Below are 26200 nucleotides of genomic sequence, written 5' to 3' on the forward strand. Positions count from 1 at the left end.
TTCCTGCAGCTTCAGCGTCACTGCGTCAACGGCTGAATTCAATGCGGCAGCCGCCTTTTGCTTGTTTGCCGTCCACTCGCGAATGAAGACGGCGCTTCGCGGTAAAGATATACGCCCCCTGCTCATCAGCCGCAAAGGTTTTCTTCCAAGCCAGCTCTTTCCGGTCCCGGCCGTCTTGATAAATCACTACTCTCGTAACCTTTTCAATCGGCACATTCTTAAAATGCCATTGGTACTCTGTTGTTTTTGTTGAGAAATAAAGATTATATCCGTTGATCGCATGTCCATTTTTACGGCAAGCAACTCAGGATGTTTTTTGACCGCGTAAAGTTTAGTTCCTTTTTCGTAGAATGTAGCATCTCCGTTTTTTGTTTTGTAGGCTGGATCGGTAACGTGACCCGCAACCATAAATGTTACATTTCCAATTTTTTCGCCAATTGCGCTTTCATCCACTAAAATCCCAGTATGAATCCCGTGATACTCCACGCCGGTCCATTTAACAAAATCAATCCAATCGATGGCTGACTGGCGGCTAACGGGCGCTTCAGAGCGGCAGCCTGCTAACAGAAAAAACAACATTGTTAACAAGACATATTTTCTCAACAAATCTCTCCTGCTCAAAAATACTTCATGAAAATTACCAATAGGTTACGCTTTATATATTCGTTGTCTATAATAAGATCCCTTCTGCCGCTCGATGAACTGGAAAAAGCATTACATAAGATATCTAAATAATTAATGTAAATAATGGGTATTATATTATCTTTTCCTGGGCATGCTAGGAGTTACGTATATTTAGTTCGAAAAAAAATCCTGTTAAAATAAGAAAAGAAAGGGGCGGAGAGAATGGAGGATGTTATCAGCTTGATCGCGTCGATAAAAGAATGGCTGACGATGGAAAATGTAGTACAAGCTGTGTCTTATACGTTTTTCTTTGTGACCGTTGGCGTTTTTGCCTGGCAGGTTTACCGCTGTATCCTCGTTATCCGAAAAGCAGTAGCCCTGAAAAAAATCGGCTTTAAAACGGTCGTTCAAAGCCTGATTACTCTTTATCTTATCGTGATTGCCCTGCTGTCTGCCGGGATCAACGGGCGTACAGGTGTTTTTTGGGTATTTTCTTTTATCGGCTTTTCTCTCACATGCATCTTTTGGATCGATAGAGCGTCAAAACGGGGAATCAAGCCAGCTAAATTAAAACGTCATTCCCCCTAAATAACCAGCCGCAAACAAACCGGGCGAGCCAGCCCTTTTTTTGTTCTTTCTTTTATCTTTCTGTATAAAATGACAAACTCCCTATTGTTTTTCTCCATCAAAAAAACGCCAATTCTCTTTTATGTCTGAGAATTGGCTGAAAGATCTCTTTTTCACAAGACCATCTTCAATACCGTAATTATTAAAGGCGTAATATTATTTTGCTTTTACTTTGATAACAGCTTCTCTATACCGATCCATTGACTGTCGGTATACTTTAACAGCCGAACCAATAATTTATATGTATTTCCCGAAGCCGCCTTTTTTTAAAACCAATGCTGGATCATTCATATATTTTTCATTTCATTATGTCTCCTTAAAAGTGGTCATGCAAGGTTGTATCATCGCCTCTTTTTTTTGATTTTTCTATCTCTCATATTTGTCCATAAAAAAAGCGCCTGCATTATTCCGGCGCTTTGTTCATTTTTCTGTACACAATTACGTAATTGACAATCATAATGATAAGCACATAGAACCCGTACAGCCCAAAAGAAAACCATTTGTTTTCGGAGAAACTCGCTCCCGCAAACGACAGCAGAAGAATATTCGGCAATTTCCCAATCGCTGATGCGAGAAAAAAGGTAAACCCGTTTACTTTACTTAATCCGCAGACGATATTGACAACAGGAGAAGGCACAATCGGCACTAAGCGAACGAACAAAATCGCCAAAAAAGCATTTTTGTTTAGCTTTTCCTCATATTCTTTCACTTGAGGATACTGTTCGATTTTCGTTTGCGCCCACTCTTTAAAACCGTAACGGGCAATATAGAAAAACAACATCGTCCCGATCATGGAGCCGCTAAGTGTAATAATGACACCTTGCGGGGTACCGAAAATACCCCCAATCAACCCCGCTAGTACAGGAAACGGCACGAGCGGGACAAACACACAGATCGACACCAGCAACATGCTGATGAGGATGGAATAAGCGCCGCCTTCGTTCACCATGGCCAGCAGCTGTTCTTTTTGGGTTATGCCAAGCACGAGAATACCGGCAATCACGATTAAGCTCATTATTCTTTTTATCATAAAGCACCTCTTTTTTAGCAGCGTTCCTATTTCAGTTTACCATAAGCATAGGCGGGGAAGTCTGCTCTTTATCTGCTTCACTTTTGAATGTTTACCCTTTTAGCTTATGTAGAAAGAATATCTTGAAAAGTTTCATCAAGTGTTTTAAAGGTGAATGGATACCCCGCGCGTTCTAACCGGTCTGGAAGCACCCAGCGGCTTTTCAGCACTAACTCTGTTTCTGTTTTGATAAATATTGCACCAAATTCCAGCATCCATTTAGGCGAAGGCAGACCAAGCGGAACATTCATTGTTGTCCGCAGCTTCTCCATTAATTCACGATTAGTAACCGGATGAGGCGCAGAACAGTTAAAAACGCCGCTTAGGTCCTCCCTCTCTTTTAAAAAAAGAACGATTTGAAATAAATCTTCGACGTGGATCCAGCTGAACATTTGATTTCCGCTTCCTTGAACACCGCCGAGTCCAAACTTCACCAAATTGCGGTAAGGGGTCATGACGCCACCATTCCTGCCTAATACAATCGCGATACGCAGAGCGATTTGCCTTGTTTTTGGCAGATTAAAAGAAAAAAAGGTTTCTTCCCAGCTTTTGGCGACATCAACCGAAAAGCCGGCACCAATTTCTCCGGTTTCTTCTGTCATCGGGCGGTCTTCTGCATGTCGGTAGATAGTAGCTGTACTGGAATTCATCCAAATGCCAGGCGGATTTTCACAGGCTAAGATCAATTCTCCCAGCAGCTTCGTTGTTCTGATTCTTGAATTCATAATTTCATTCTTATTCGCTTCATTATAACGGCAATTCACTGATTTTCCCGCCAGATTAATCAGCAGCTCAGCACCTTCCAACGCTTCTATTACTCCAGTTTTATTCTCCCAGGAAATATGCTTTGTTTGCCTTGATATGATTTTCACTTCATAGCCAAGCTTCTTAAATTTCATTTCAAAATAGTTGCCAATGAATCCCGTTCCGCCTGCTAAAACGATTTTTTTCATATGAAAAGCTCCAATCTTTTTTAAAGTCAGTTTCTTTTTTCATTCAAGAAAAATAAGAATTCATGGGAAACAGCAAAAAAATAACCCGCTTAAGAAAGCAGAATGATTTCCTGCATCGTGAAATTGTTTGTTTAATATGCAGTTTTTCTTCCATTTTTATCCTCATTCGCGATATCCACATAGTACCATACGCCCGTCCTCGTTTCTATTTTTTTATGCGCCGGCTTCTGCCTTCTTTTGCTGTTTGACCTATCGAAAAAAATGAGAAGGTTTTTTCGAAACACGTTGCTTTTTTGCGTTATTTCGACAAAAATATCGTTAGGTGTTTTTTCCGCTGGCGGGAATCGTTTTTTGCAGATTCACTGCTGCATGGTTATTCACTCCTTGTTTGCTGCTAATAATAAAAAACATTTTCTTCTATAACAACTCATGTCGGGATTGCTTTTCTAAAAAAGTAATAGCCGGTACTTTTCTCCCTGTTTATTTTTTTCCTAATAGTGGCATTGCAAAATAAAACATATTTACTTTGCATTTCTTATAAAAACAAATTTAAAAAATTCCTTTTTGTGTAAAATAATCTTTTCTCACTCTTAGGACCTCCTATAAAGTTTGCGGGTTATTTTTGATCAGATTATTAAATTTTCAGTAAACAAGCACCCTTTGTTTTCCAAATGAAGGGTGCTTTCTTTATTGAAGATCCAGGTGCGCAAAAAAGCACTGTCCGCAAAATGAGAGGCGGACAGTGCTTTCCTTGGGTTAGTAGACTCTTTTTTCTCTTTGATTTTTAAAGAAAACAACTAGTTTGCGAATGACTAAAATTAAGATCACAACGGCGAAAACGTTAACGAGCAAGCCAAGCAACGAACCGAGTAAGCCCATGTTTGCGAACAAGCTGCCAAACAGCAAGCCGGCAAGCCCGCCCAGCATTAACCCTTTCATTAAACCGCTTGATAGAAATCCGCCTTTTTTCTTTGCTGTCGCCGCAGCGGAGTCGGATTTTTTGTTTTGGACACTTGAATTGTTAATGGTACTATTGCTGTTGCTGTTTATGCTTTTCTTGCCTCTCGCTTCTACAGTTGTGGTCTGATCTTGAGAAACAAAATTTCCAACAGGCGAAAAAACCACCACTGCCGCAAGCAAGGCTGCTAATATTCTTTTCATTTTATCTTTCCCCCTAAATGTACGTATCTACGATGCTGTTTTTATGCTGTCTTTCTTTTTCACAACTTTATCATTATACCATTTCCTTGCTGCTTTGAGCAGTCCGGCAGTTTCTTTTTTAAATAATGTGAATATTAATTGGCTGTGTGGAGGAACTTTTCGAACTTACACACCATGTCCTCAGCCATTTGAATGGGCTGAAAATCAGCACCCTTCAACCGGTCCGGCGGTACTCTTACTTTTTCTCCTGCTGTCTGCGGACAGTGATGGTTTCCCCGCCAATTCCCCAGTTGTCTGTTTCTACTTCATCAATCACGACAACTGTTGTATTCGGGTTTTTGCCAAGCACATCGACTAAAAGCTGTGTGGCTCCTTGAATGAGCTGTGCTTTTTGCTCCGGCGTTGCGCCTTCATTGGTAATTTTAATGTTTACATAGGGCATGATTGGTTCCTTCTTTCTTTTTCATTTTTCCTTGCATAAGCGGCATGACGTGTGACCGATCAACCCAAACAAGTGGTGTTCTCACAGTTGGACGTTTCTAGCTGCTGCAGCCACCACCACAACTGCTGCAGCTGCTTGAAGATGAGTCCCCTGAGTCAGCTGACCCTCCTGAGGAATCTGAGCCATGATGATCGGTGTCACTTCGGTCGTGGTCGTACCGGCGGCCATCTGAACCATTACAAGACGAGATGGCCGCTGAATCCCTTTCCTTTTCCTCAGGCTCATGAGCTGCTTCCATCGATGTGTATAAAGGCAAATAAACCGCTTGATCACTGCTAGACAAGCTCCTTTTTACATTACGGGTGTCTGCCGTCCCACTGCGCTCGATCCTTTCTTTTGCTTCGGTTACATGATGGGCAATTTGTTTGGAAATCTTATGAATCAAATGGTCATACCGGGAATTTTCATTCTTAAAAATCGTATCCTGGATATAACGCTCCAGTTCCTGTCCTTTCAACTGCTTACATTCGAGCATAAACTGCCGACCGAGCAGACAACGTCCAAACGGCCGTTGAATCAGCTCTGAACCCGAGTGAGGATCAAATAATATTCCATACACAAGTTCATAAACAGCACGTTCATGGCTGGCAGAAGCCTTTGTCATTGAGGCTTTATCTGTCGGTGTGTGATGAATCATAGCGCCATTAAACTGCTCGCAAAAATCGGCATAATCTTTCGTAAAAAGAATCATGTCGTGCCAAATCGCATCTACTTTTTCATTGTACATCGGTACATTTTTCATAATAGCAGACAAACAGAAAAAACGTTTTAGTTCAAGCTCATACCAACCGTATTCTTTGTTGGAAAGGATGCCTTTTCCGATTAAACGATTCTTCACCGCCGCTGCTGATGTGTCATTCCACGCTTCATAAAGCTTGTTTACAAGCAAATACCCTTCCTCAAGACGCATCCCCAGCGTCTGATGTAATTCTGCCGGCAGATCAGGAAGACGCGCCTTCTCTTTCGCTTGATTTCTTTTGTTAAAAAAATTCGTCATAAAAAACATGGAAACGCCCCCTCGCTGTATTTCCTGCCTTTTCAGCCATTGGCAGACTACCGGTTCCTTCTTGTTTCATTGGTCCATATCAGACGGTTTCCCAGGACAAATTTTCATCAGTAAAGGGGGCCCATCCGATTACATATTCAAATACGCCTTTTTCAAAGCAGTATCTGTCATTTTTTCCCAAACTGGTACCCTTGTGAGGCGTTAAATGAATTCGCTTCCATATCATGATAAATGTTGCTAATTTGTTTATACAGGCGCTAATCTCACTGCTAATTACCTTTTCATAATGCGTTGCTTTTTCCAGCAGAGTCTTCACTTTTTCAATCTCCTGCTCAAATTCACCTAACGGAACAGGCTGATTTTGCTCAGACTCCTTTTTTCTACAAGAAAATCTTTACTACTTTTCTCATCGGCTCATCAAGCACTATTTCCCTATTATTTGCTGATCACGGTAAATGCCTGCATACCGTCCAGTTTGAATCACATGCCGAACTTTACTGGTTAACTTTTCCTGTGTTATTCCTTTTGTTCAACTTTTTTATGAAGGTTTTGCTCAATTGAATCGAACCTGTTCGTATCTTGATTTTATTTACGATTTGCATACATTTATTCCTTTTCTTTGCTTCCAGTCAGCTGCTGTTTCGTATCTCTTTTTTATTTTACCAAAAAGGAAATGAATTCCTATTGATTTTCTATTCATTTTTCTTCATATCGATCAATCATCATAGCGTTGTTCTCTCCTCTATACTCCTCCCAATAGCCAAACTTTAAAATGGCTTCATAATGCATGGCGGGATACAGGACGTTTCCCGCTTTTATATATACACGGCCTTGGTCATTCGGATAAAGCAGCAGTGCGTCGCCCCGGTCCGCAATAATCTGCGGATCCACTTCTCCATCCGGCATTCGCTCCACATACCCGCATTTTGCTTGGCAAACATAAGCGAAAAAACCATCAATGGTGATAGATCCATTTTGATCGATTTCCAGTTCTTCCGCCGCATCTTCTATTAATGAAGCCCCGCAATCCGGACACTTTTTTCACTCATCTTTCCACTCCCTTTCGATAACTCCATTATACGAAATGACCTATACCAAAAATGGAAGTTCTGCAGATGGTTTTAATCCATATATCGGTCCACAAGCTCATAGCACCGCTCTTGTGTAATACTGGCTTGTGTGCTTACATATTGAACAGACTCCCACGAACCGCCGGCGAATCCAGATGCAGTTTCTTCAGCCGTTTCATCACGATATGTAATCCATTCACGCTGCGCCTGGCGCAATTGATCCATTTCAGATGCCGGAAGCTGTTCTTTTAACACCCCGTAAATCTCATTAAGTGCATCGTCCCAGCGCTTGTACCGCTCTGCTTCCGCCTCTCTCATTTCAACTGTTGTCCCATTTTCATATATGTAGGCTAAATCCGCCTGGCTCCGTTCGATCCGGTCCAGCTTTTGATAATATTCTGTTTTCTGATTCACTTTTGCGGCAGCCGCTTCCTCTGCTTTCCGGGCGGCCGCTTCTTCCGCCTGCTGAACAGCCGCGGCTTTTTCCGCCTCTGCTTCCCGTTCTAAGCCTGCTTGAATCTCTTTTTCCACTTCATCTAATTCATCAGAAAAGCTTGCAGCCGCCATTTTCAATGCGTCATCGTCATTCATTTCATCCAGCTGTGATTTCGCTTCACTGTACTTTTTTTCACTCGTTAACGATTGAATGCTTTTCACTTTTTCAGCTACAGCCTGCTCCTGTTCTTTCCCGTCTGCCGCTGATTGCTTATACTGTGCAAGCGGTTCTTTCAAGCTGCTGTGCAAATCCTTATTTTTCAAAAGGATATCCGCCTGCTTCTCCGCTTCTTGCCATTCTGCCTTTTCAAGAGCGCTTTCTATCTCGCCAAACTTTTTCAGCTGTTCATACATAACAGAAGCATCCGTATCTCCCGGTTCTTCTTCAAGCGCCAATTCAAACGATGCCCGTGCTTTATCAAATTCACCCGCAGCCAGTGCCAGTTTCCCCTGACTCATTGACTCTTCATATAGTTTGTTTCCGCATCCCGCCAGTATTAAAACGGCCAGCAACGCTGCTGCTTTTCTCTTCATTTCCATCCTCCATTACTGTTCACAAGAACCCTTTTTTCAAAAATTTCTATATTTATATTACCATTGACTTAATGAAAAAAGATGACATTTTCATTAAAAAACGGTCCTATTTTATGAAGAACTACTCTAGCACATAAGGACAAATCCATTCATCACTTTGCCGACCACACACAAGCCATAATTTTTTAAACTTTTTCCTTTTTCGCACGTAAAAAGAGTAAGGGAGGATAGGAGATGAATAATAGGCGGAACCGGCCCAAACGGAATATATCGAAGTCGAGAAGTGAGTGGGTTTGGGACATTATCGGATTTTCTTTTTATATTAGTTCAGTTGTTTTTTTACTCATTATTTGGGACCAGCTTCCGGACAAAGTGCCCGGCCATTACAATGCACTCGGTGAAGTGGACCGCTGGGGAGCGAAAACAGAGCTGCTTCTTTTACCCGGCATCGGTGCGTTCATCATCATTCTTATGCAAGTACTCGAAAAATTTCCCAAAATGCACAATTATCCCGAACGCTTCAATGAATCAAACGCCGAACAATTCTATCTGCACAGTCGAAAACTGGTCAATCAATTGAAAAATATTTGTTTGCTGCTCTTTTCTGTGGTTTTATTCGAATCAGTTTCCATCTGGAAAAAATCATGCAGGAATTCAGATTTTAGTGCTTCATACACGATCATCGAAGCCCATCCTTTTCTTGTATTTATTGTAAAATAAAATGCACATAGTTTTTTCGACACTAGTTTTCTATAGTTTCTTAGATTTGTTTTTGCTGCTTGAATCATATACGAAGTGATAAGAACGACTTTTTAGTGCGTATGATTCAAAAATTGGATGTAGAAGACATGATGGACACCCCTCTTTTCTTAATAGAATTAATTCTATTTTCTTTCATTAATAAAAAGTTACAAGTCTTTTGACCTGCTATTATATTATGAAAACAAGTCGGGTAGAGCGATTATTTTTTGAACATTCTTTACTGGTGACATCTAAAATAAAAGCGACCGAATATAATGAAGAGCGCCTGATATAACGCCTTGACTGGGCGCAATGAATTATTTAAAGCAGGAAAGTCATTTAGACTGAGGATTTTTTATCCTGATTATCAAATTGTTATAAGTTGTTTATTTATTTTAAAGCCGAAAGGAAGAGCTTATTGAAAAAATTTTTACTTGGCTTTCTCATTTTTTATCTTTTCTATGCGGCAGGCATCAGCGTTTATTTGCTGAATCTTGAGCCAGGCCATGTTCCGGCTGAGTATGCCGGCACGAGCGCAGATCCAAAACAGTTTATGACGGAAAAGGAAATAGAGGAAGCCCATCATCTAGACATCATCCATTATTTTACGTTCTTTTTACAAACCCCGCTCGATGTGGTGTTAGTACTATTTTTGATGACGATCTCGGTTAAATTTCGCAACCGGGCCACCGCGCGCTTTCGCAGATCGTTTTGGCAGATCGGCTATTATTATTTCTTTTTGAGCACCGCTCTGACGCTTTTGTATTTGCCGCTTGCTTTCTTTCAACCTTTTTCTTTTCTTGCTAACTGGTCACCTGCTCCTGTTTCCTGAGTATTATGAAATGGAATGAAAAAATTCGAGGGAGAGAATTGATTGAAAATAGATGCGGTATTTGAGGGCGGTGGTGTAAAGGGGTTTGCCTATATTGGTGCTATCCAAACGTTAGAGGAGGCCGGATACGTATGGAATCAGCTCGCCGGGTCTTCGGTTGGTTCCATCACCGCCGCAATGCTGGCCGCCGGTTTTAACGGAGAAGAAATGAAACAGCACTTTCTTGATTTCCCGTTGGAGCAATTAGGTCAAAAATCCGGAATCAGCCGTATCCCCTTGATTGGCTCAACGTTAAGCCTGGAGTTGCTAAATGGTATTTATTCTTTAAGCCCCCTTGAAAAATGGTTGACGGACGCATTAAAAACAAAGGGAAAGGTCACATTCGGTGATCTCCCGAAAAACAAATTAAAAATCATCGTTTCAGATATTACGAAAAATCGAATGTCTGTATTTCCGGATGATCTTCCTCTTTACCATATTAACCCTGATGAATTCCCGATTGCCCAGGCGGTGACCATGAGCTCAAGTGTCCCCCTTTTTTTCAAACCGCTGACGTTGGATGGAAACATAATGGTAGACGGCAGCCTGTTGAGCAATTATCCGCTCTGGCTGTTTGATACAAAGGAAACACCGAGATGGCCAACCTTTGGATTCCGGCTCTCCGGACCTAAGCGTATACATCACCCGAAGAAAGTGAAAGGGCTTGTCGACATCACCCTTGCCTTATTTAAAACGATGATGGAAGCTCACGACAAACGATACATTGAATCGCATAATGCGGTAAGAACGATCTTTATCACAGGAATTCCGGTTTCTGTCACCCAGTTTGGTATTTCCAAAGAGGAAAAGCTTCAATTGATCGAATTAGGAAAAAAAGCGGCAGAGGAATTTTTAGGAAAATGGAACTTTTCAGATTATATTCGTCGTTACCGGGTTTAATCGCTTTTTTCTTTCATGGCTAATAACATAAAAAACAGCTGCTCTAAATTCCATTTTCGCTGGTTTTAGAGCAGCCCTTTTACATAAAATTCAAATGGTTATCGATGCTCTCTCCTCTCGGCAAACTCGTTTTCATCATTTTACAAAACACATACGAATAAGCTGCCAATCATGCAATGGATGAATTTAAAAAGGAAGTGCCAGTCTGGTTTGGCCATTGTTTTTCTTTATAGCATAATCGGTCTGCCAGGGAGCCTGTTTTCCGGTATGTCTGAAGGAAAATCCCCCTAAAAAGGAACAGCGGCTTTTTACTATCTGAATATGTTTTCTGCCTGTCGAACATCTTTATTTACCGTTAGATAAACTGACAGAATCCTTGTAATTATTTTTCTTTGTTACACAATAAAGGCAAGGAGAGGAGCTGGTATTTATGGTTGGAACCTTCATCTTAAATAATTTGCTTGCCGTTTTGTGGATCGCTCTTTTTGTTAAAACGAAAAAAGAAAATAGGCTGCAAATCACCCATTTCCTTTTTTTGCTCATCGCGATTGGCATTTTAGTTCACTCTTGTGCAGCTGCTTTTTCTCCTTATTATGGAATGGGAATCCAAATTTCTAAATATGAATTTTTCTTATAAGGATCTTCCTCTGGATACCGTTTGAGTTCTGGAATGCCAGGAGTGTGTTTATATGAATTCGACGGGAACCATTCCGCGTAAATTTGCTTCCACGTTTTTCGCATTGCCTCCACCCAGACCATTTATCTTCCCTCCTTATATGTATTCTACCAAGCGCCCTGAGAGAATTCCGGTCTTTTTCTGCTTTCTTGTGTCCAGTTCCTTATCGGCGGTGTTTCCGTTCGTTTGACTTCCGTACCCTTAACAATGTTTCGGCCGGCTGCTTGCGGATCCATTTGATATACTTACTTATTTTTTCATCCTGGCGCAGCATCTCGACCGTATTCAAGCGCACAGCGAGTTCTTTGTTTGTGTACAGTGCATGAATTTGTTTATGGCACGTGCGGCACAGGTCAGCGGTTTGTCCGTGTGACCCGCCTTCTTCACGCGGCGTTAAATGATGGACTGTCGTTTCAACCGGTGAGCGCCCGCACAATTCACATATAGACGGTTTTATAAACTGACACTCCTTTTCTTGTTATTGTACCAAAATGGTTTTAACGGCTGTAATAGAAACGGCAGCCTAATATTTGGCAGATGATCAAAATCTGCCAGAATTCGGCCATTTTAACTTTTTTCTGCCCGCCAGGAATAATTTTCTGACTGTTAAGACCATTTTATGCTAAAATGGACGAGACCACATGGGGAGTCTTCGGGCTGAGAACAGATTCGATCTGGACCCATGGAACCTGTCGGATCATGCCGGCGCAGGGATGTGGATTTCCTTCTCTTTCTTCGCGCACCGGCTAAGAAAGGAGGAAAAAAGAATGAACCGTAAAGTACCATTGCAGTCATTAATTGAAGCAGCCGTTATGGCGGCGCTTGCGTTTATTTTGGACCTGATTCCGGCTATTAACATCGGGCCGTGGATGTCGGTGTCGATAGCGATGCTGCCGATCTTTCTCGTCTCTATCCGCTGGGGGTGGAGGGTAGGAATGGCGTCCGGTTTCATTTGGGGCTTATTACAGATTGCCTTAGGAGACGCCTACATTTTAACGCCGCTTCAAGCATTTATTGAATATTTTATCGCGTTCTCTTTTGTCGGTTTAGCAGGTCTATTGTCAAACCGTTCTTTATCGGCACGCTCTATTGTATTGGCTGTATTAATCGGCTCTATTGCCCGCTATTTCTGGCATTTTATCGCCGGCTGGGTGTATTTTGCTGAATACGCCCCGGAAGGGATGCCTGCCGCGCTCTACTCGTTAATTGTCAACGGCGGAACGGCGCTTTTAACTTTTATTTTATGCGCGATTGTGCTTATTCTTCTTTGGAAAACAGCTCCACGGCTTTTAAAAAAAACGTAATTTCTTTATGGGACCGGCACAGTGCCGGTTTTTTTCATATCGAAAATGAAGCAGGAAAAGAAGGAACCGTTCAGCACGCTGTTTTCACACTGAATGGCCAGACATTCATGTGCATTGACAGCCCATTGAAGCACGATTTCACCTTTACGCCTGCCCTGTCTTTGTATATTAGAAATGGACCACCTGTATGAATCGCTATCAGATGGCGGCACGATTTTGATTCCGATTGACACCTATCCGTTCAGCCAAAAATTCGTCTGGTTCAACGACCGGTTCGGCATTTCCTGGCAATTAAATATACTGAATCCAGATGGTGCCGGTACGTGACAACTAATGAAGTGCTGAAACAGCTCCAATCAATGGGTCGGAAAATTGCGGATACTCGCTAAAAAGAACAGAACGAAGTCATCTGCTTACAATGGAACTATGGGTAGCACCAATGCGATGATGCTCGCTTCTATGCTCATGGACCCAGCCACCTTATCAAAAAGGCAGCTTCAAGAAATGATCACTAAAAAAGAATACTGAAAATACAGACCAGATTTTAGAGGAAATTGAAGACGGGTTGACAGAAGCACCGGCTTTTACGCAGGAAGCCATGAACTGCTGTTTATGTGAAATCGGCATCCGGATGTCCGACTATACAGAACGATGCATTGCCATTGGCGAGCGTGCCGGCCGATTAGACGAAAAACCGGTGCCGCCGGTCTGCAAAAAAGATGCCCAGTCGCAGCTAGCTCTAGCTGCGACTGGGCATCTTTTTTGTGTCCACTTATTCACATTTAAGTCCACTCCACATCCTTTGTGTCCATTCATGCGAATTTATATCCATAAAAAAATAGCTGCTAGTTCGCAGCTGCTTTCCATTGCTGGAGAAGTGGTCCCTCGCTCCCAAAAACCGGATCGGTTTCCGGCACCGGCACATTCCTGATTTCATTAAGCGACCTGGTCCGCCCGCTTGAATCCCGTTTTTTCAAGTTCGGGCTTTTTCCGTCCGGATATGCGCCAACAACTGAAAAGTCCGGGCTTTGACTAAGGCGTTTATGGCCTGTTCCCGCTGGCAGCACAATGACATCGCCGATCTTTAAGTCCAGGCGCTCGCCTCGTTCACCACCGATCAGCACGACAGCGGTCCCTGATTTTACCCCGAGCACTTCATGTGTATTCGTGTGGTAATGATGATAGTCAAATACACCATTTGTCCAGCTGTTTGTCCAGCCATGCCGGTTAAACACCGATTCAATACCATCAGGGTTGTCCACAAATATACCGGCATAGACAATAACAGGCAGCTTCGCGTTATTTGGAATCTCGCCATCATCTTTAAACTGAAAGGAAAAAATGTTTGTCTCCATCCGCACCCGCTCCTTTTTGGATAACTTGACAGTTTGTTATACCCAAATGTGGGATACGTATTCATTTTTCAGGAAAAAGACGGCTGAGTGACGTGAATCGGATCTTGTTCGACACATTTTTTTCCGTCACCAAAACAAAGCTTTGTTTCAAAATAATAACGGCTTCCATCCATGTGAGCCGGCAGCTGAAATGAAAATGGAATCTGTTTTGATGTATTGGGTGGAATGTATTCTGACATAAAAATCATAATCGCATCAGCAGCCGGTGACTTCTTTGACGTATTTCCCGTCACTAAATCGCATTCAAGGCGGCTTAATTTTTGCTCAAATAGACCACTTTTTATAATAAAAGAACCGGTTACTTTTTCACCGGGCGTAAATTCTTTTTTATCCAGCAACAAATCGATATGCGGTGAGCCAATCCGGCCTTTGACCTGACTCATTAACTTATTCAACATACCTCGGAATCCCTCCATTGCCTGAAAATAAATGTTGGCGTACTCGCCTAATAAACACGTACTATACGCCCGATTTGATGATTTGTAAAGAGGAATAGAAAAAATTATATTATTAAGAAATTGTAAACGGTATTATTTATGAACAATTTGTTAAAAAAAGTGTTTGTAACCATGCTTCCTCCTGCATGAAAATCATGTTTTTCCACAAGCTACTGATAAAGAAAGGGAGGTGTTTGTAATGGAGAATCCACAAAATACAGGGCAGCGTATTCAAGACACAGCAGATGAATTAATGAAAAAAGGGGTTCCCCCAAAGGCTGCTGCCTTCGCTGCTTCTATGGGGTTTTTACGAGAGCTTCAAAAAAATGGGAACAAAAAGTAACAGGTAAAGTCAAAACAATTTTCACTTCAAAATTGTGACTGTACAAAGAAACTAACAATCGTTTCATTTTAAAAGAAGTGACCGAAGACGTCGCCGCCCTGCTGCAATAGTACGGCATCGCCCTCGGTATTTTTTATTCAACAATGAAAAGCAGACAATCAGGCATTTTTCCTGAATATTCTCGCTTCTGCATAGACTGCACATTTAGAGCAGACGCTTCTCTTCCGATTCTTCTGATTCACTTGAAATAGTGGTTCACCTTTTATTTTGCATAAAGCACATTTAGATTTCGCCAGCCGGTCCACCACATGATACCTAATAGATTGTAAATATGTAAGGTTGCTCGTTTTCATAATGACCATCCTCCTTTTCCTAATAATTTCGATAGAATAAGAGTTTTTCCCTGTAAAAATCGTTCATCAAATCCCGACAAAAAGCGCATTCAACCGGATTGTGCTTTTTATCTTTTTTGTAAAAAGACCGCCGTTAACGCCCCAAATACATGAATCCCTTCTGTCGAATCATGCTCACTTATTCTGCACCTCTTTGTATTCGACTCCCGGACATGGCTTGTTTTAACGGCTTTTCTTTATGTTTCGCTGATTATCGCTGTATCACATATTCAAAAAGATGTCCGCATAACGTTAAAGTGAAGTTAATTTTCCTGTAGGAGGCTAAAGCTTGGACAACCTTTTTGTCAGCCGCTCTTTAGACGAAATACGGTTTTGGTCCAGAATTATGAAAGAGCATGCTTTGTTTTTAAGTCTTGGCTTTACGTATGAGGACAAACAATTAATTGACGAAGCAAAACAATTTATTGGCGTATTTGAACAAATTGAACAACAGCTGAATACGTATACATCACACACAGACCCACAGCTGATCAAAACATTCAATAATCATGTTTATCAAGCCGCTGTCTCTATATGGGCGTACAAGCGGAAAGTATTAGGATTGATTTTACGCTGTAAAATCCGGTCAAATAATTATGCACTTTTAGTAGACCATACAAGTCGTGAGGCGGCTTATTTTGCAAAACGCTTAAAAGAGCTCAATGAGGGAAAATTAAAGACTTTGCCTGATGCGATTATTAAGGAAAATGTATTTTTCCTTAAGATTATGGGGGACCATGCGAAATTTATTGGTCACTTACTTGATCCATCCGAGAGAAAGTTAGTCGATCAAGCCCGAGATTTCAGTTATGACTTCGATCAACTGCTTTATCAAGCGATTGATCTCGATTCAATGAGACCGCAATCTGAGACAAAGCCCATTTTAAACCAGTTTTTGGATGGAAATCGGATTTCAGTTGTTTCTTTACGAAATTTCAAGAAATCTGCTAAAGAGTTAATTGAGGAATGTAAAATTAAAAGCAACATCCACCCTTTACTGGCAGACCACGTTTTTCGTGAAGCCGAAAGATTCTTACAGATTATTGATATGTTTGAAGCCAGTCTTAAGAAATAAAAGGTCAAATCGCCTGTATAAACCGGTGACATTCCATCCTTTAAGACGGCCAGACTATTTTGGAAGGATCCGTTTCTCCAAGGCCCTTCCATTTATTTATTTTCTCTTCTTGAACAATCAGATCTATACAGCTGTGAAAAAACCCGCGCCGGTGCTGCTGACAAATCTGCCATCATACCCTTATTGATTTCTCTTTGCATCGTACCCCACCACAAAAACGATCATAAAAAAAGCAAAATGGCCCATGAAAAATATATAAAATAATCCTATATAATAGCTGATAATAATGGGCATATTAAGAAGACTTCACCAAAAAAAGAAGAGTAAAAGCGGAAACACACTGGCTGCCACTCTGCGAAGCGCTCCCCGCCAGCTCGGGGGTATCTCCATTTATTATTATTAATAAAAATTTATTTTAAAACGTTCACTATCATAGGTGACATTCTATATAAAGAACTATATACTTTTATTAAGTTCTTTATACAGAACAAAAGGAGGTTATTAATCATGAGACAATGTATAGAAGACACGTTTTTCGTTCATCATTTAAAAAATGAATTAAAGCCTGTTTTGTCCGGCCGCCAGGAGGTCGTATTCGTCTGTATCGGCACGGACCGGTCATCCGGTGACAGCTATGGACCCTTTGTCGGCTCCAAGCTAAAACAAACTTTTTATCTCCGCAAATACACACACGTATCCGTCTATGGATGTCTTGATTACCCCGTTCACGCGAAAAATCTGGCCGAAACGATTCAAAAGATCAAGGAACGCCACACGAACCCGGTTGTCATTGCGATTGACGCCTGTCTCGGCGCAGCAAAAAATATCGGTACTGTCGTACTTGATCAAGGGCCCATGAAGCCCGGGTCCGGCGTCCAAAAAGAGCTCCCCCCGATAGGTGACTATCACATTTCAGGCATCGTTAACGTTGGCGGCTTTATTCCGCTTCAAGTTTTGCAGTCCACAAGACTCGCCCTCGTGTACAAAATGGCTAATAAAACCGCTGATTTTATTACGCGGGCGCTGTTTGAATTGGAATATGAAAAAAAGAAAACCCAAGCCGTCTGAATGTAAAAAAAGGTGCGTTTAAAGGCGCACCTCTTTGTTATCTGAAACGCTGAATTTCTTCCGGATCATCTGATTTTCGGTCCTCCAAGATGCCCATCTGCTTAATATGCTGCTTCGCTGCTTCATCTCCTAGAAGGTAAATAATCGAATACAGCACTTTTTGCGACGCATCATAATGATCGTTTTCAGGATCATGGTGATATTCCAAATACGGAATATGCGAACGGACATATGTTTCTAAATCAGCTTCGTATTTATCATCCATCACAGCTTGTAAAACCTCTACTTCCTTCTCCGTTGCATGAATCACAAAACTTGGGCTGTCGATCGGTTCAGGCAAAATACTCTCACTATTAAGATCTACATAATATATTTTCTTTTCCTGTTCCATTGGAATCATCTCCTTATTTTTCTTTATTCTCTACCCGATACGAAATAAATAAAACGCCCAAGCAGCACGGACGGCCTAACGTTTACTTTTTTCTCTAAAGGGAACGTCAAAAGGAACACTTCATTTTGACAGGAGGAATATATATGAGCAAAACGATCTTTATCACAGGAGCAGGTACGGGGCTTGGACGCGGTGCGGCGCTTGGCCTTGCGAAAGCCGGTCATCGTGTTATTGCTACAACCGAAATAACCGCCCAGAAAACGGACTTACTTGAAGAAGCAAAAAAACAAGAAGTTAAGATGGACGTATTTAAGCTTGATATTACTAATCCGCGCGATGTGGCTCAAATTAACGACTACGACTTTGATATTTTTGTCGCCAACGCCGCGATCAATGAGGGCGGACCACTCGGTGAAGTGCCGATGGACCGGTTCCGCGCCCTGTTTGAAGTTAATGTATTCGCCACACTTGAAACCGTTCAAATTGCTGCCCGCAAGTTCGTCGAAAAAGGCAACGGTAAAATCATCTTTATGAGCTCAATGGCCGGTATTTCAGCCACACCATATGTCGGTCCGTACACCGCCACAAAACATGCGATCGAAGGCATTGCCCAAACGCTGAAAGCAGAGATGGACGAATTTGGCGTGCAGGTAGCCACCATTAATCCTGGTGCCTATGCGACCGGATTTAACGACCGGAGTGCGGAAGAAAAATGGAAATGGTTCAACGAAGAAACGCACTTTACACGGAAAGAAGATATGAAAAAACAAGAAGAAGCGCTAAACGATCAATTCGACCCGGCAGACATGATCTCCAAAATGATCGATATCATCCCGGCTGACCACCATAAATTTCGCACCGTACATCCAAAAGAAACAGAAGAGCAGCTGAAGAAAACCGAGCAGGCACGGTGGGATATGGAGATTTAACTACACGTAAAGAGCGGATTTTTTCTTCCGTTCTTTTTTTTTTTGCGAAATTCTCTTCAAAAGAAAGATTGTTTTTTCATGCGAAGGACGGGTAACATAAACATATCGATCATGGAAATGAAGGAGTGCATAAATTGGTTATTAAACAAAGCCAGGGAATTCAGCTGCATGATTTCAACAATCTGACAAAGTCGCTCAGTTTTAATATGTATGATATTTGCTGGACAACAACGAAAGAGGAACGGAAAGCGTACATTGAATACATCGATGAACAATACAATGCAGACCGGCTGACGGAGATTTTGAAAAACGTCACCGATATTATCGGCGCACATGTATTAAATGTTGCCAAGCAGGATTACATTCCGCAAGGTGCGAGTGTTACGATGCTTATTTCTGAAGGGCCCGTCGACCCTGAGTCGCGGGAAGAATCACTTGAGGAATCACCTGGTCCCCTGCCCGACACTGTTGTCATGGCGCTTGATAAAAGTCATATTACGGTTCACACCTATCCCGAATATCACCCGAATGAAGGCATCAGCACCTTTAGAGCGGATATTGACGTCTCAACATGTGGCGAAATTTCACCATTAAAAGCGCTAAATTACTTAATTCATTCCTTTGATACGGATATTATGACAATGGACTACCGCGTCCGCGGCTTCACACGCGACATTAACGGAAATAAGCTTTTTATCGATCACGACATCAATTCCATCCAAAACTATATTCCGGAAGATATTAAAGCGCTGTATCACATGATTGACGTAAACATTTACCAGGAAAACATTTTCCACACAAAATGTAAGCTGCGTGAATTTGACTTGGACAATTACTTGTTCGGCCATACAAAAGATGACTTGGAAAAAGATGAAATTAACAACATCACCCAGAAGCTTCACCATGAAATGGATGAAATCTTTTACGGAAAAAATATTGTGAACGGTTCAAACATGGGAGAATAATAACACTTTCTAAATAAACTGGAAGATACAAAAAGAAAACATTCCGGCACCCTTTGACACATTCAAAAGCTACTTAGCCAAAGAACAGAAAAAGGCGAAAAACTGGGCATAAATGATGAACAGCTTGCAAAAACTGGCTAAAAAGAGCAGACTATGAAGAGCCATACAACCGCGAAGAAAAACGTCTTCAAGAACGTTGGAAATTTGGCGATGAGAAGCCGTAGCACATATAAACATCATGAAAAGCAAATAAATTTTTCTTAAAACAAAAAGGGCTGAAATCAGTCCTTTTTATTTTGTACTAAAACCATCATGAAATGAATCACATTTTCCATGATCTTACTTCATTTCAATCCGAAGTATTTTATTCCTATTTAAAGGTAAAACTGTTTAGTAACCTTTTTAAATAGGAGTGAATAGTGGTGTTGAAGTTACATACAGAGCTTGAAGGAAAAAAAGCATACTTTGGTGATGTACGGGATATGTTTAAAGACCTCGGATATGATTTAGGAGGGAATTGGGAATATGATCAAGGGAGCTTCGATGGTATTTTATGGCGTGAAAGCGGAGAAACGATTTATATCCGGCTTCCATTTACGGTATTGAAAGGCGCACTTGATGAATACGATGCCTGGATTGAGTTTCATCCTCCCTTTGTAATCAAGCATGTGGTCAATATTGGGTTGGAAAAAGATGAACATTCTTTAGTCACCGCTTCAGGGTTTAATCAATTTCAAGACCCTGTTGATCCAGACGGGCAAATAAAAAATAAAAACAAATGGGAAGAAGCCGGTGAAAAAGCGGTACAACGGATCATTAGTTATATAAATAAGGGGCTCAGTGCCAGTTAATACTGAATATGTCCGCCAGCTTTTTTGTATATCTTTTTTTAAATAGTTAATAATAACACTATGGACTTGTAGCTCAATGATTAGAGCAGCCAATAGCCTCTCTGTGATGAACTATTGTGTATCTTGTGGGTTTAAATCCTACCAAGTCCTTTTATAAGGATTTGCTTCTTTTCTAAAATCCAGTGTTTAAAACTTCACAACTTTTTTTTCCGTTACTTTTCATGCTTGTATACGAAAACGATAATATATTCCCATTTAACTAAACCATATATACCTACCTTTCTTCCTTTTAAGGAATGATCAGGAGTGACACTTATGTTTTTTTTAAAAGGTCATGCCATTAGTTTGATTATATTGATATTAGTCAGTTTTCCAAATGCAGCTGCAGTGGAAAGCGGTACCAGCCTTCAAAAAAGTTATGTTGATGCTGGTTACGTCTCTGTATCCGAAGCTCTTCAAGAAAGCAGCCGCCATTTTAAACGCGACATTCATCTTCCATTCCAAATTCCGCCAATCCCCTTTACACATATTTTTGGAAGGTTTCATAGTGCAAGTGGAGAAATGAATGATGAATTCGAAGTGGAATATATAAATGAAAACTTACCTGAAAATCATTTTATCATTAGAGTTAGACCGATTGAACATCAAATTACATTTAGAGAAAACGAAATTGATCATTTAATCCAACTCAAAAATGGAACCGAAGCGGTCTATTGTTTTGGAAACCAATTTAATATGTTAGCTTTTGAAAAAAACGGCTGGCAGTATATGTTAAATATAGATAAGCGCGCAGCCGTTACAGCAAACCTCGACATGCTGACTGCTATTGCAGATTCCATTATTGAGACAGCAGAATAAAAATGTCAGAGAGGTCGGGTTATCAATGCTCTGACGTGATTTATGATTCCTGGTGCGTTTGGAACCCGCAGCTTCTTCCTAACAGATTTTACAACTACTAAAAGTCCAGGCGCACGTTCTTTCCTTGCTCAATAATCTCATTCTTCCCATTCACTGCGTCACTTGTCAACAGGCCGATCCATTCGATCGTTTCGCCTTTTTCCACAATAAAGCCCATGCTGCCGGACTTCCTTTCACCCGGCTCAAGCGTACCTGCCAACTCCTCCAAATAAAAATCATCTTCCCACGTTTTCATCTCGCCAGTGCTTGTTTTCAAGTGAGCGACCGGATTAAATTTCACGGGTTCATCTGATGTATTTTTAAATGTCACGTTGACCTTCACAAAATCAAATTGTTCGTCATGCGTGTACATATGAAAAAAATCGATCATGCTGTAATCCGGTGTAAAATGCATGACCTTCGCTTCGTTTAGCGTCATTTGTACAGGTCCGACCTGTACTTGCTCATCTGCTGATTGATAACGCAAAAGCGTCAATTCACCTTTTCCATCTGACACGGTCTCGTTTTCTTTCACAAGTGTTTGGTCATCGGTCACTTGCGGGTTTGGTACGTATAAGACAGCGGCCGCTTCTGTCGTTTCAACAGCAGTTTCTGTCTTTGCTGCCGCTGCTGGCTCTTTATTTATCGTTTCCAGTGATGCGTTGTTGCTACAGCCAGCAGCCAGCAGCAGCGCTATCATCAAGCTTAATCGTTTCATTGGATAACCCCTGTTCTTTTTTGAAAAAACGTCCGCTGCCCGATCAGCAGCAGGAGCGTTTTCCGTTTATTTTTTCTTGCTTTCTAACAAGTCAAAGATGATTTCCGCATTTTTTGTATTCTCAATTTGGCCGGCAAAACGTTCCTTGTACGGTCCATATGCGTACACCGGTACATCTTCACCTGTATGGCCACCTGTTGTCCAGCCCGTATGAGAACGCTTGTTAAAAATTTCTTCAATCGCGTTATCAATATCTATCTGCTTGCCGTTCGCTGCCGCTTCTTCAACGGACTGGATTTCTTTATCAGTTAACGCAACCACATTTTGATCAATGTAAGTCGTCAAAACTTCTTTCACACTGCCGCCTTTTGCAATTTCAGCAGCCATAAAGTCTGGTGTGCGTTTTGCCGCTTTAATAGGCTCGCCAAACCAATTGTAAATGCCGTCCGCCCCGATGGAATAACCGCCTGTTGAGTGGTCAGCCGTCACAACGACTAGTGTGTGCTTATCTTTTTTCGCAAATTCAATTGCCGCTTCAACCGACTTTTCAAAGTCCTCCATCTCACTCATCGCGCTGACAATATCATTATCATGCCCGGCCCAGTCCACCTGGCTCCCTTCTACCATCAGGAAGAAGCCGTCTTTGTCCTTTTTCAAACGGTCGATCGCCGAAGATGTCATGTCTTTAAGAGACGGGGTTTCTTCATTCCGGTCAATCATTTTTGGCAGGCCGCCTTCTGCAAATAAGCCGAGTACTTTTTTATTGTCATTATCCAGCATTTCTTCTTTGCTTGTTACATAGCTGTAGCCGTCTTTTTGGAACTCAGCTGATAAATCGCGGTCTGCCCGGACAAAATTTGATTCACCGCCGCCAAGAAGGACATCAATTTTATGCCCACCCTTAACGAGCTCATCGTAATAATCATCTGCGATGGCATTCATGTTTTTCCGGTTTTCATCATGCGCGCCAAATGAAGCCGGCGTCGCGTGCGTAATTTCAGAAGTCGCCACAAGTCCCGTAGCTTTGCCGTTTTCTTTAGCTGCTTCTAATACCGTTTTCACTTCGGATTTATCGTTGTCCACCCCGATGGCTGCATTGTATGTTTTAATGCCGGCTGACATCGCTGTTGCCGCAGAAGCAGAGTCTGTAATATTTTGAGCTGGATCTTCCGGGTACGTCATCTGCTGCCCGACCAAATACGGATCAAAGGCCGTCTGCTCTACAACAGGCGTAGACGGATCATCCTTTAAATAACGGTAAGCGGATGTATACGACGTGCCCATGCCATCCCCAATCATAAAAATGACATTTTTGATTTTAGCGTTATCCTGTTTTTTAGATCCTGCGGCTTCCGCATCTGTATTAGAAAACCCGCTTGCTGCACCTGTAATCGCCATAGCTGACACCGCACAAATCGGGAGCCATTTTTTTCGCCACTGCTTTTTCATTTTGTATAACCTCCGGTAGTATGTAATGGATTCGTGCTTTACTATAGAGGTTCAATATGAAGTGAATGTTAAGAGAATGTTAAAATAAAAAAGAGAGCAAAATAGCTTAAAAGATTGCACTCAAAATGGCTTAGTCTTTATTGAACCTTAAGAACCATACCGAAGAATAAAAGGCATAAAACACAGTTTGATAGTCGAGGAAAAGTAGTGATAAATGGAAATAACTTGGCGGATAGGAGAAAAGGCGGTTTTTTTAAAACAAACGCTTTTCTTCTGGAGCAAGAAGGAGAGCTGGAGATGAAAGGCCATTATGAAAGACGATCGAAGCTTATGAAATTGATGGGTTTTTAACTCATTTCACTAAATCAGGAAATTTCACCTGGTTTGGCATGAAGAATTTCCGAGAGCAGGATTCTCTATTCGTCTTAAATTCTTCCCGAATCATCAGCGTAAAAAAGTAATGCCAGTTCTTAACCCTTCAAAGGATTGCTGCTTTTAATTTGTGAATGCCTGTTTGTGGCACTTAAAAAAATGCTATTTGTAGCAGTATATTTTTTGAATATGCTGCGCTTTATATAGAGTGGCGGATGGGTTAGGCTAATTGCCCAGAAAAGTTTGTTGTTCTGGTCTTTTTAAGAAAATCTGTCCGCAGAGGCTCCATTGCAACGGTTTTAAAAACACAAAAAAAGACCACCTCCGAAGAAGTGATCTTTTGTAGAGAAACCGTGTTCCTGACGCTCTCTCAAGGGTTTTAACACCCGATGATTCCTACTGGGTTCGAACCAGCGACCTCTACCCTGTCAAGGTAGCGCTCTCCCAGCTGAGCTAAGGAATCGTTTTACTGACAATTTATATTTTATTCAAAAAAGTCTTTTATGTCAACGGTTTTCTGTATTTTATTTAAATTACTTACTATCTATGAATCTGATGTATGCTAATAATGCCGCATGTGGCAAAATCCTGGATTTGATCACATAAACATGCCCTTTGCCGCTGAACGGCAAGGGCCTATTTTTTGCTATTTTATTTTCCGCCACATTAAATACAGCACGGTCATAAACAGAATGGTCATGACGACGGCGGTCAGGAGCGCAATGTGGTACGTGTTTGAGTCGGAAATCGGTGACTGGTTGCCCATCGATACAAAGATGCCGGCCATAATGATGCTGAAAGCGAGCATGATGACACTCAAAACGATCAGCGAGGCCATTCGTTCGATACGCCGCATCATGTTTTCATCGGCGGTCAGGTGCATTTTCAGCTTCGGCTGGCCCCCTTCCCATTCGTTCAATGTTTCGTTTAAAATACCCGGAAGCTTCACAGCGGCCATTTTAAACAGCCGAAGGAATGAACGGGATTCGCGCATCATTTCTTTCGGATGGATTCGCCCCATTAGTACTTCATGCGCCATGTCCCGTACCATACCCGAAAGGCTTGAACCAGGGTCGAGAGCGATAACCGTTTGTTCGACTTTTAAAAAGGCCTGCCCGACCTGGACAAAATCTTTCGGAATTGTAATATGGTGGCTGCCCGCGACGGTGAACAGCTCCTGCAGCATCGCCCCCATTTGTACGTCCGCAAGCTCAATGTCCAAATAGCCGGCCATCCAGCGGCTAATATCCCGCTGCAGCAACCGCCGTTCAATTGGTTTTCTTGCACCCATTTCAAGCACTAACATCGAAAGTGATGCGGCATCCCGGTCTGCGAGCGCAAATAAGCAGTCTGAGAGTAAATGCTTCATGTCGTCAGAAAGCCTTCCCGTGTTGCCAAAGTCAATGAGTCCGAGACGTCCGTCTTTTAAGAGGAGCAGGTTGCCAGGGTGTGGATCGGCGTGAAAGATACCGTCGATAAACACTTGACGCAGCACCGTTTCTGATAAGGCACGGGCGAGTTTCCTCCGTTCTTCTACTTCAATCCCGGCGATGACCTCTCCCCGCAGTGATTTGCCGTTTACAAATTCCATGACAAGCATCCGCTCGGTCGTCCATTCCGGAAAAATACGCGGCACGTAAATACGCTTTTCTTTCATTAAATCCCGCACACCGGCCGCTTCCATCGCTTCCATCCGGTAGTTCATTTCCCGCCCGAGTGCTGCGGCAAAGTCGTCAATGATCGCTTTTAAGCTGATCTGGCGGGCGAGCTCGGAGTTTCGTTCGGCAATACTTGCAAGCTGGCGCAAAATCGAGACGTCGTTGCGGATGACCGGCTCAATCCCGGGCCGGCGGATTTTAATGGCAACTTCGGTTCCATCTTTTAGCGCAGCCCGGTGCACCTGCCCGATCGAAGCAGCCCCGAGCGGCATTTCTTCCATGTAAATAAGCCAGTCATCCAGGGGCTGTCCTGCTTCTAATTCCACAATCTGCTTAATCGCGTCAAATGGCATCGCCGGCGCGCTGTTTTGTAGCTTAGCGAGCGGCTCCGTCCATGACGGCGGCAATAAGTCTGTTCTCGTTGACAAAAACTGGCCGAGCTTCATAAATGTCGGACCAAGTTCTTCAAGTGCCCGCCGCAGCTGCTCGCCTTTTACATTTTGTTCTTTCGCGCCCCAGCGTGTGAATGGGATTTTTTCAGCCAGACCCAGATCTTTTATGTATCCGGCAAAGCCGTGCTTCGCGAATACCGCCACAATTTCTGGTGCGCGCCGAAGCGTTCCGATTTTCACCACATCGTCACCTTCTCTGTTTCCATCATTTTGTCCATCATATCATATCCGCATCTATTCTCGCTCGAAAAAGAA

Annotated in this window: 31 protein-coding genes, 2 tRNA genes, 1 pseudogene and 1 riboswitch; of the genes and pseudogenes, 15 read left to right on the top strand and 19 right to left on the bottom strand. The window is 42.1% G+C overall.

What is annotated here, in order from left to right; all coding sequences use genetic code 11:
* Positions 1–25 precede the first annotated feature (25 nt).
* Together BA724_RS18375 and BA724_RS15950 are read right to left on the bottom strand one after the other, a co-directional pair.
* Positions 26–187: a hypothetical protein gene (locus BA724_RS18375; RefSeq protein WP_169818564.1), complete on the bottom strand. Its 162-nt coding sequence runs from the start codon at positions 185–187 to the stop codon at positions 26–28.
* Entirely contained in the window at positions 187–603 is a 417-nt protein-coding gene (locus tag BA724_RS15950; RefSeq protein WP_069939655.1) for a hypothetical protein, read from the bottom strand. Before BA724_RS15950 ends, BA724_RS18375 begins: the two co-directional genes overlap by 1 nt.
* Positions 604–846: 243 nt before the next feature.
* Between BA724_RS15950 and BA724_RS15955 the strand changes: the two genes are divergently transcribed.
* Positions 847–1212 (top strand): hypothetical protein, encoded by a 366-nt coding sequence (locus BA724_RS15955; RefSeq protein WP_069939656.1) that lies wholly within the window; start codon positions 847–849, stop codon positions 1210–1212.
* A 442-nt stretch (positions 1213–1654) separates the two neighbouring features.
* Here BA724_RS15955 and BA724_RS15960 read toward each other — a convergent pair whose 3' ends face one another.
* From BA724_RS15960 to BA724_RS15995, 7 genes are all read right to left on the bottom strand, one after another.
* Positions 1655–2281, bottom strand: coding sequence for a TVP38/TMEM64 family protein (locus BA724_RS15960; protein ID WP_069939657.1), 627 nt, complete (start codon positions 2279–2281; stop codon positions 1655–1657).
* A gap of 104 nt (positions 2282–2385) precedes the next feature.
* Positions 2386–3273 (bottom strand): TIGR01777 family oxidoreductase, encoded by an 888-nt coding sequence (locus BA724_RS15965; RefSeq protein WP_069939658.1) that lies wholly within the window; start codon positions 3271–3273, stop codon positions 2386–2388.
* Positions 3274–4029: 756 nt separating this feature from the next.
* Positions 4030–4434, bottom strand: a complete 405-nt coding sequence (locus BA724_RS15970) for a hypothetical protein (RefSeq protein ID WP_069939659.1) — start codon at positions 4432–4434, stop codon at positions 4030–4032.
* Positions 4435–4669: 235 nt separating this feature from the next.
* On the bottom strand, positions 4670–4876 hold the full coding sequence (locus BA724_RS15975; protein ID WP_069939660.1) for a tautomerase family protein: 207 nt from the start codon (positions 4874–4876) through the stop codon (positions 4670–4672).
* 97 nt (positions 4877–4973) lie between these two features.
* Positions 4974–5942, bottom strand: coding sequence for a glycine-rich domain-containing protein (locus BA724_RS15980; protein ID WP_069939661.1), 969 nt, complete (start codon positions 5940–5942; stop codon positions 4974–4976).
* Between the two features lie 696 nt (positions 5943–6638).
* On the bottom strand, positions 6639–6848 hold the full coding sequence (locus BA724_RS15990) for a hypothetical protein (protein ID WP_069939663.1): 210 nt from the start codon (positions 6846–6848) through the stop codon (positions 6639–6641).
* 215 nt (positions 6849–7063) lie between these two features.
* Complete coding sequence (locus BA724_RS15995; RefSeq protein WP_069939664.1) at positions 7064–8041, bottom strand: lysozyme inhibitor LprI family protein; 978 nt, start codon at positions 8039–8041, stop codon at positions 7064–7066.
* A 234-nt stretch (positions 8042–8275) separates the two neighbouring features.
* Between BA724_RS15995 and BA724_RS16000 the strand changes: the two genes are divergently transcribed.
* The 4 genes from BA724_RS16000 to BA724_RS18675 all read left to right on the top strand — a co-directional run bounded on the left by BA724_RS16000 (position 8276) and on the right by BA724_RS18675 (position 11190).
* A complete protein-coding gene (locus BA724_RS16000; RefSeq protein WP_069939665.1) occupies positions 8276–8761 on the top strand; it encodes a DUF1648 domain-containing protein in 486 nt (161 codons plus the stop codon).
* A 439-nt stretch (positions 8762–9200) separates the two neighbouring features.
* On the top strand, positions 9201–9614 hold the full coding sequence (locus BA724_RS16005) for a M48 family metalloprotease (RefSeq protein ID WP_069939666.1): 414 nt from the start codon (positions 9201–9203) through the stop codon (positions 9612–9614).
* A gap of 42 nt (positions 9615–9656) precedes the next feature.
* The gene (locus BA724_RS16010) at positions 9657–10553 is read left to right on the top strand and encodes a patatin-like phospholipase family protein (protein WP_069939667.1); all 897 of its coding nucleotides are present in this window, start codon (positions 9657–9659) and stop codon (positions 10551–10553) included.
* 430 nt (positions 10554–10983) lie between these two features.
* On the top strand, positions 10984–11190 hold the full coding sequence (locus BA724_RS18675; protein WP_069939668.1) for a hypothetical protein: 207 nt from the start codon (positions 10984–10986) through the stop codon (positions 11188–11190).
* Here BA724_RS18675 and BA724_RS18125 read toward each other — a convergent pair.
* Together BA724_RS18125 and BA724_RS16020 are read right to left on the bottom strand one after the other, a co-directional pair.
* Complete coding sequence (locus tag BA724_RS18125; RefSeq protein ID WP_083256265.1) at positions 11145–11312, bottom strand: effector binding domain-containing protein; 168 nt, start codon at positions 11310–11312, stop codon at positions 11145–11147. The two genes, BA724_RS18675 and BA724_RS18125, sit on opposite strands and share 46 nt — an antisense overlap.
* Positions 11313–11392: 80 nt before the next feature.
* Entirely contained in the window at positions 11393–11674 is a 282-nt protein-coding gene (locus BA724_RS16020; protein WP_245676249.1) for an HNH endonuclease, read from the bottom strand.
* Between the two features lie 187 nt (positions 11675–11861).
* A riboswitch (TPP riboswitch) is annotated at positions 11862–11960 on the top strand.
* Positions 11961–11996: 36 nt separating this feature from the next.
* Here BA724_RS16020 and thiT point away from each other — a divergent pair.
* Entirely contained in the window at positions 11997–12533 is a 537-nt protein-coding gene (thiT, locus tag BA724_RS16025) for an energy-coupled thiamine transporter ThiT (RefSeq protein ID WP_069939670.1), read from the top strand.
* Positions 12473–12749: pseudogene (locus BA724_RS18130) on the top strand (VOC family protein); the annotation flags it as partial. The gene thiT and the pseudogene BA724_RS18130, both read left to right, overlap by 61 nt.
* 423 nt (positions 12750–13172) lie before the next feature.
* Here BA724_RS18130 and BA724_RS18680 read toward each other — a convergent pair.
* The 3 genes from BA724_RS18680 to BA724_RS16035 form a co-directional block, all read right to left on the bottom strand.
* Complete coding sequence (locus tag BA724_RS18680; protein WP_169818565.1) at positions 13173–13313, bottom strand: hypothetical protein; 141 nt, start codon at positions 13311–13313, stop codon at positions 13173–13175.
* Positions 13314–13378: 65 nt separating this feature from the next.
* Positions 13379–13888, bottom strand: coding sequence for a cupin domain-containing protein (locus tag BA724_RS16030; protein ID WP_069939671.1), 510 nt, complete (start codon positions 13886–13888; stop codon positions 13379–13381).
* A 68-nt stretch (positions 13889–13956) separates the two neighbouring features.
* Positions 13957–14346, bottom strand: coding sequence for a sporulation protein (locus BA724_RS16035; RefSeq protein WP_069939672.1), 390 nt, complete (start codon positions 14344–14346; stop codon positions 13957–13959).
* Positions 14347–14584: 238 nt separating this feature from the next.
* Between BA724_RS16035 and BA724_RS18685 the strand changes: the two genes are divergently transcribed.
* The 3 genes from BA724_RS18685 to yyaC all read left to right on the top strand — a co-directional run bounded on the left by BA724_RS18685 (position 14585) and on the right by yyaC (position 17263).
* Positions 14585–14728 (top strand): hypothetical protein, encoded by a 144-nt coding sequence (locus BA724_RS18685; RefSeq protein WP_169818566.1) that lies wholly within the window; start codon positions 14585–14587, stop codon positions 14726–14728.
* 681 nt (positions 14729–15409) lie between these two features.
* Positions 15410–16195, top strand: coding sequence for a DUF2935 domain-containing protein (locus BA724_RS16045; protein ID WP_069939674.1), 786 nt, complete (start codon positions 15410–15412; stop codon positions 16193–16195).
* A gap of 507 nt (positions 16196–16702) precedes the next feature.
* Entirely contained in the window at positions 16703–17263 is a 561-nt protein-coding gene (gene yyaC, locus BA724_RS16050; protein ID WP_069939675.1) for a spore protease YyaC, read from the top strand.
* 37 nt (positions 17264–17300) lie between these two features.
* On the opposite strand, the gene BA724_RS16055 is transcribed toward yyaC, so the two are convergent.
* Positions 17301–17654: a hypothetical protein gene (locus tag BA724_RS16055; protein WP_069939676.1), complete on the bottom strand. Its 354-nt coding sequence runs from the start codon at positions 17652–17654 to the stop codon at positions 17301–17303.
* Positions 17655–17797: 143 nt separating this feature from the next.
* Here BA724_RS16055 and BA724_RS16060 point away from each other — a divergent pair, with 143 nt between their 5' ends.
* The 5 genes from BA724_RS16060 (at position 17798) to BA724_RS16075 (ending at position 21257) form a co-directional block, all read left to right on the top strand.
* Positions 17798–18583: an SDR family oxidoreductase gene (locus tag BA724_RS16060; RefSeq protein WP_069939677.1), complete on the top strand. Its 786-nt coding sequence runs from the start codon at positions 17798–17800 to the stop codon at positions 18581–18583.
* Between the two features lie 134 nt (positions 18584–18717).
* Entirely contained in the window at positions 18718–19548 is an 831-nt protein-coding gene (gene speD, locus BA724_RS16065) for an adenosylmethionine decarboxylase (protein WP_069939678.1), read from the top strand.
* A gap of 422 nt (positions 19549–19970) precedes the next feature.
* Positions 19971–20399, top strand: a complete 429-nt coding sequence (locus BA724_RS16070) for a YugN family protein (protein ID WP_069939679.1) — start codon at positions 19971–19973, stop codon at positions 20397–20399.
* A 62-nt stretch (positions 20400–20461) separates the two neighbouring features.
* Positions 20462–20549: transfer RNA gene (locus BA724_RS18690), tRNA-OTHER, on the top strand.
* A gap of 165 nt (positions 20550–20714) precedes the next feature.
* Positions 20715–21257, top strand: a complete 543-nt coding sequence (locus BA724_RS16075; RefSeq protein WP_069939680.1) for a hypothetical protein — start codon at positions 20715–20717, stop codon at positions 21255–21257.
* A gap of 97 nt (positions 21258–21354) precedes the next feature.
* Here BA724_RS16075 and BA724_RS16080 read toward each other — a convergent pair whose 3' ends face one another.
* From BA724_RS16080 to BA724_RS16095, 4 genes are all read right to left on the bottom strand, one after another.
* Positions 21355–22014 (bottom strand): DUF4352 domain-containing protein, encoded by a 660-nt coding sequence (locus tag BA724_RS16080; protein ID WP_069939681.1) that lies wholly within the window; start codon positions 22012–22014, stop codon positions 21355–21357.
* Between the two features lie 66 nt (positions 22015–22080).
* Positions 22081–23463 (bottom strand): alkaline phosphatase, encoded by a 1383-nt coding sequence (locus tag BA724_RS16085; protein WP_069939682.1) that lies wholly within the window; start codon positions 23461–23463, stop codon positions 22081–22083.
* Between the two features lie 762 nt (positions 23464–24225).
* Positions 24226–24298 (bottom strand) — tRNA-Val (locus BA724_RS16090).
* A 183-nt stretch (positions 24299–24481) separates the two neighbouring features.
* Complete coding sequence (locus BA724_RS16095) at positions 24482–26128, bottom strand: ABC1 kinase family protein (RefSeq protein ID WP_069939683.1); 1647 nt, start codon at positions 26126–26128, stop codon at positions 24482–24484.
* Positions 26129–26200: the final 72 nt, after the last annotated feature.

This window comes from Domibacillus iocasae, from assembly GCF_001750285.1.
Classification (GTDB): domain Bacteria; phylum Bacillota; class Bacilli; order Bacillales; family Domibacillaceae; genus Domibacillus; species Domibacillus iocasae.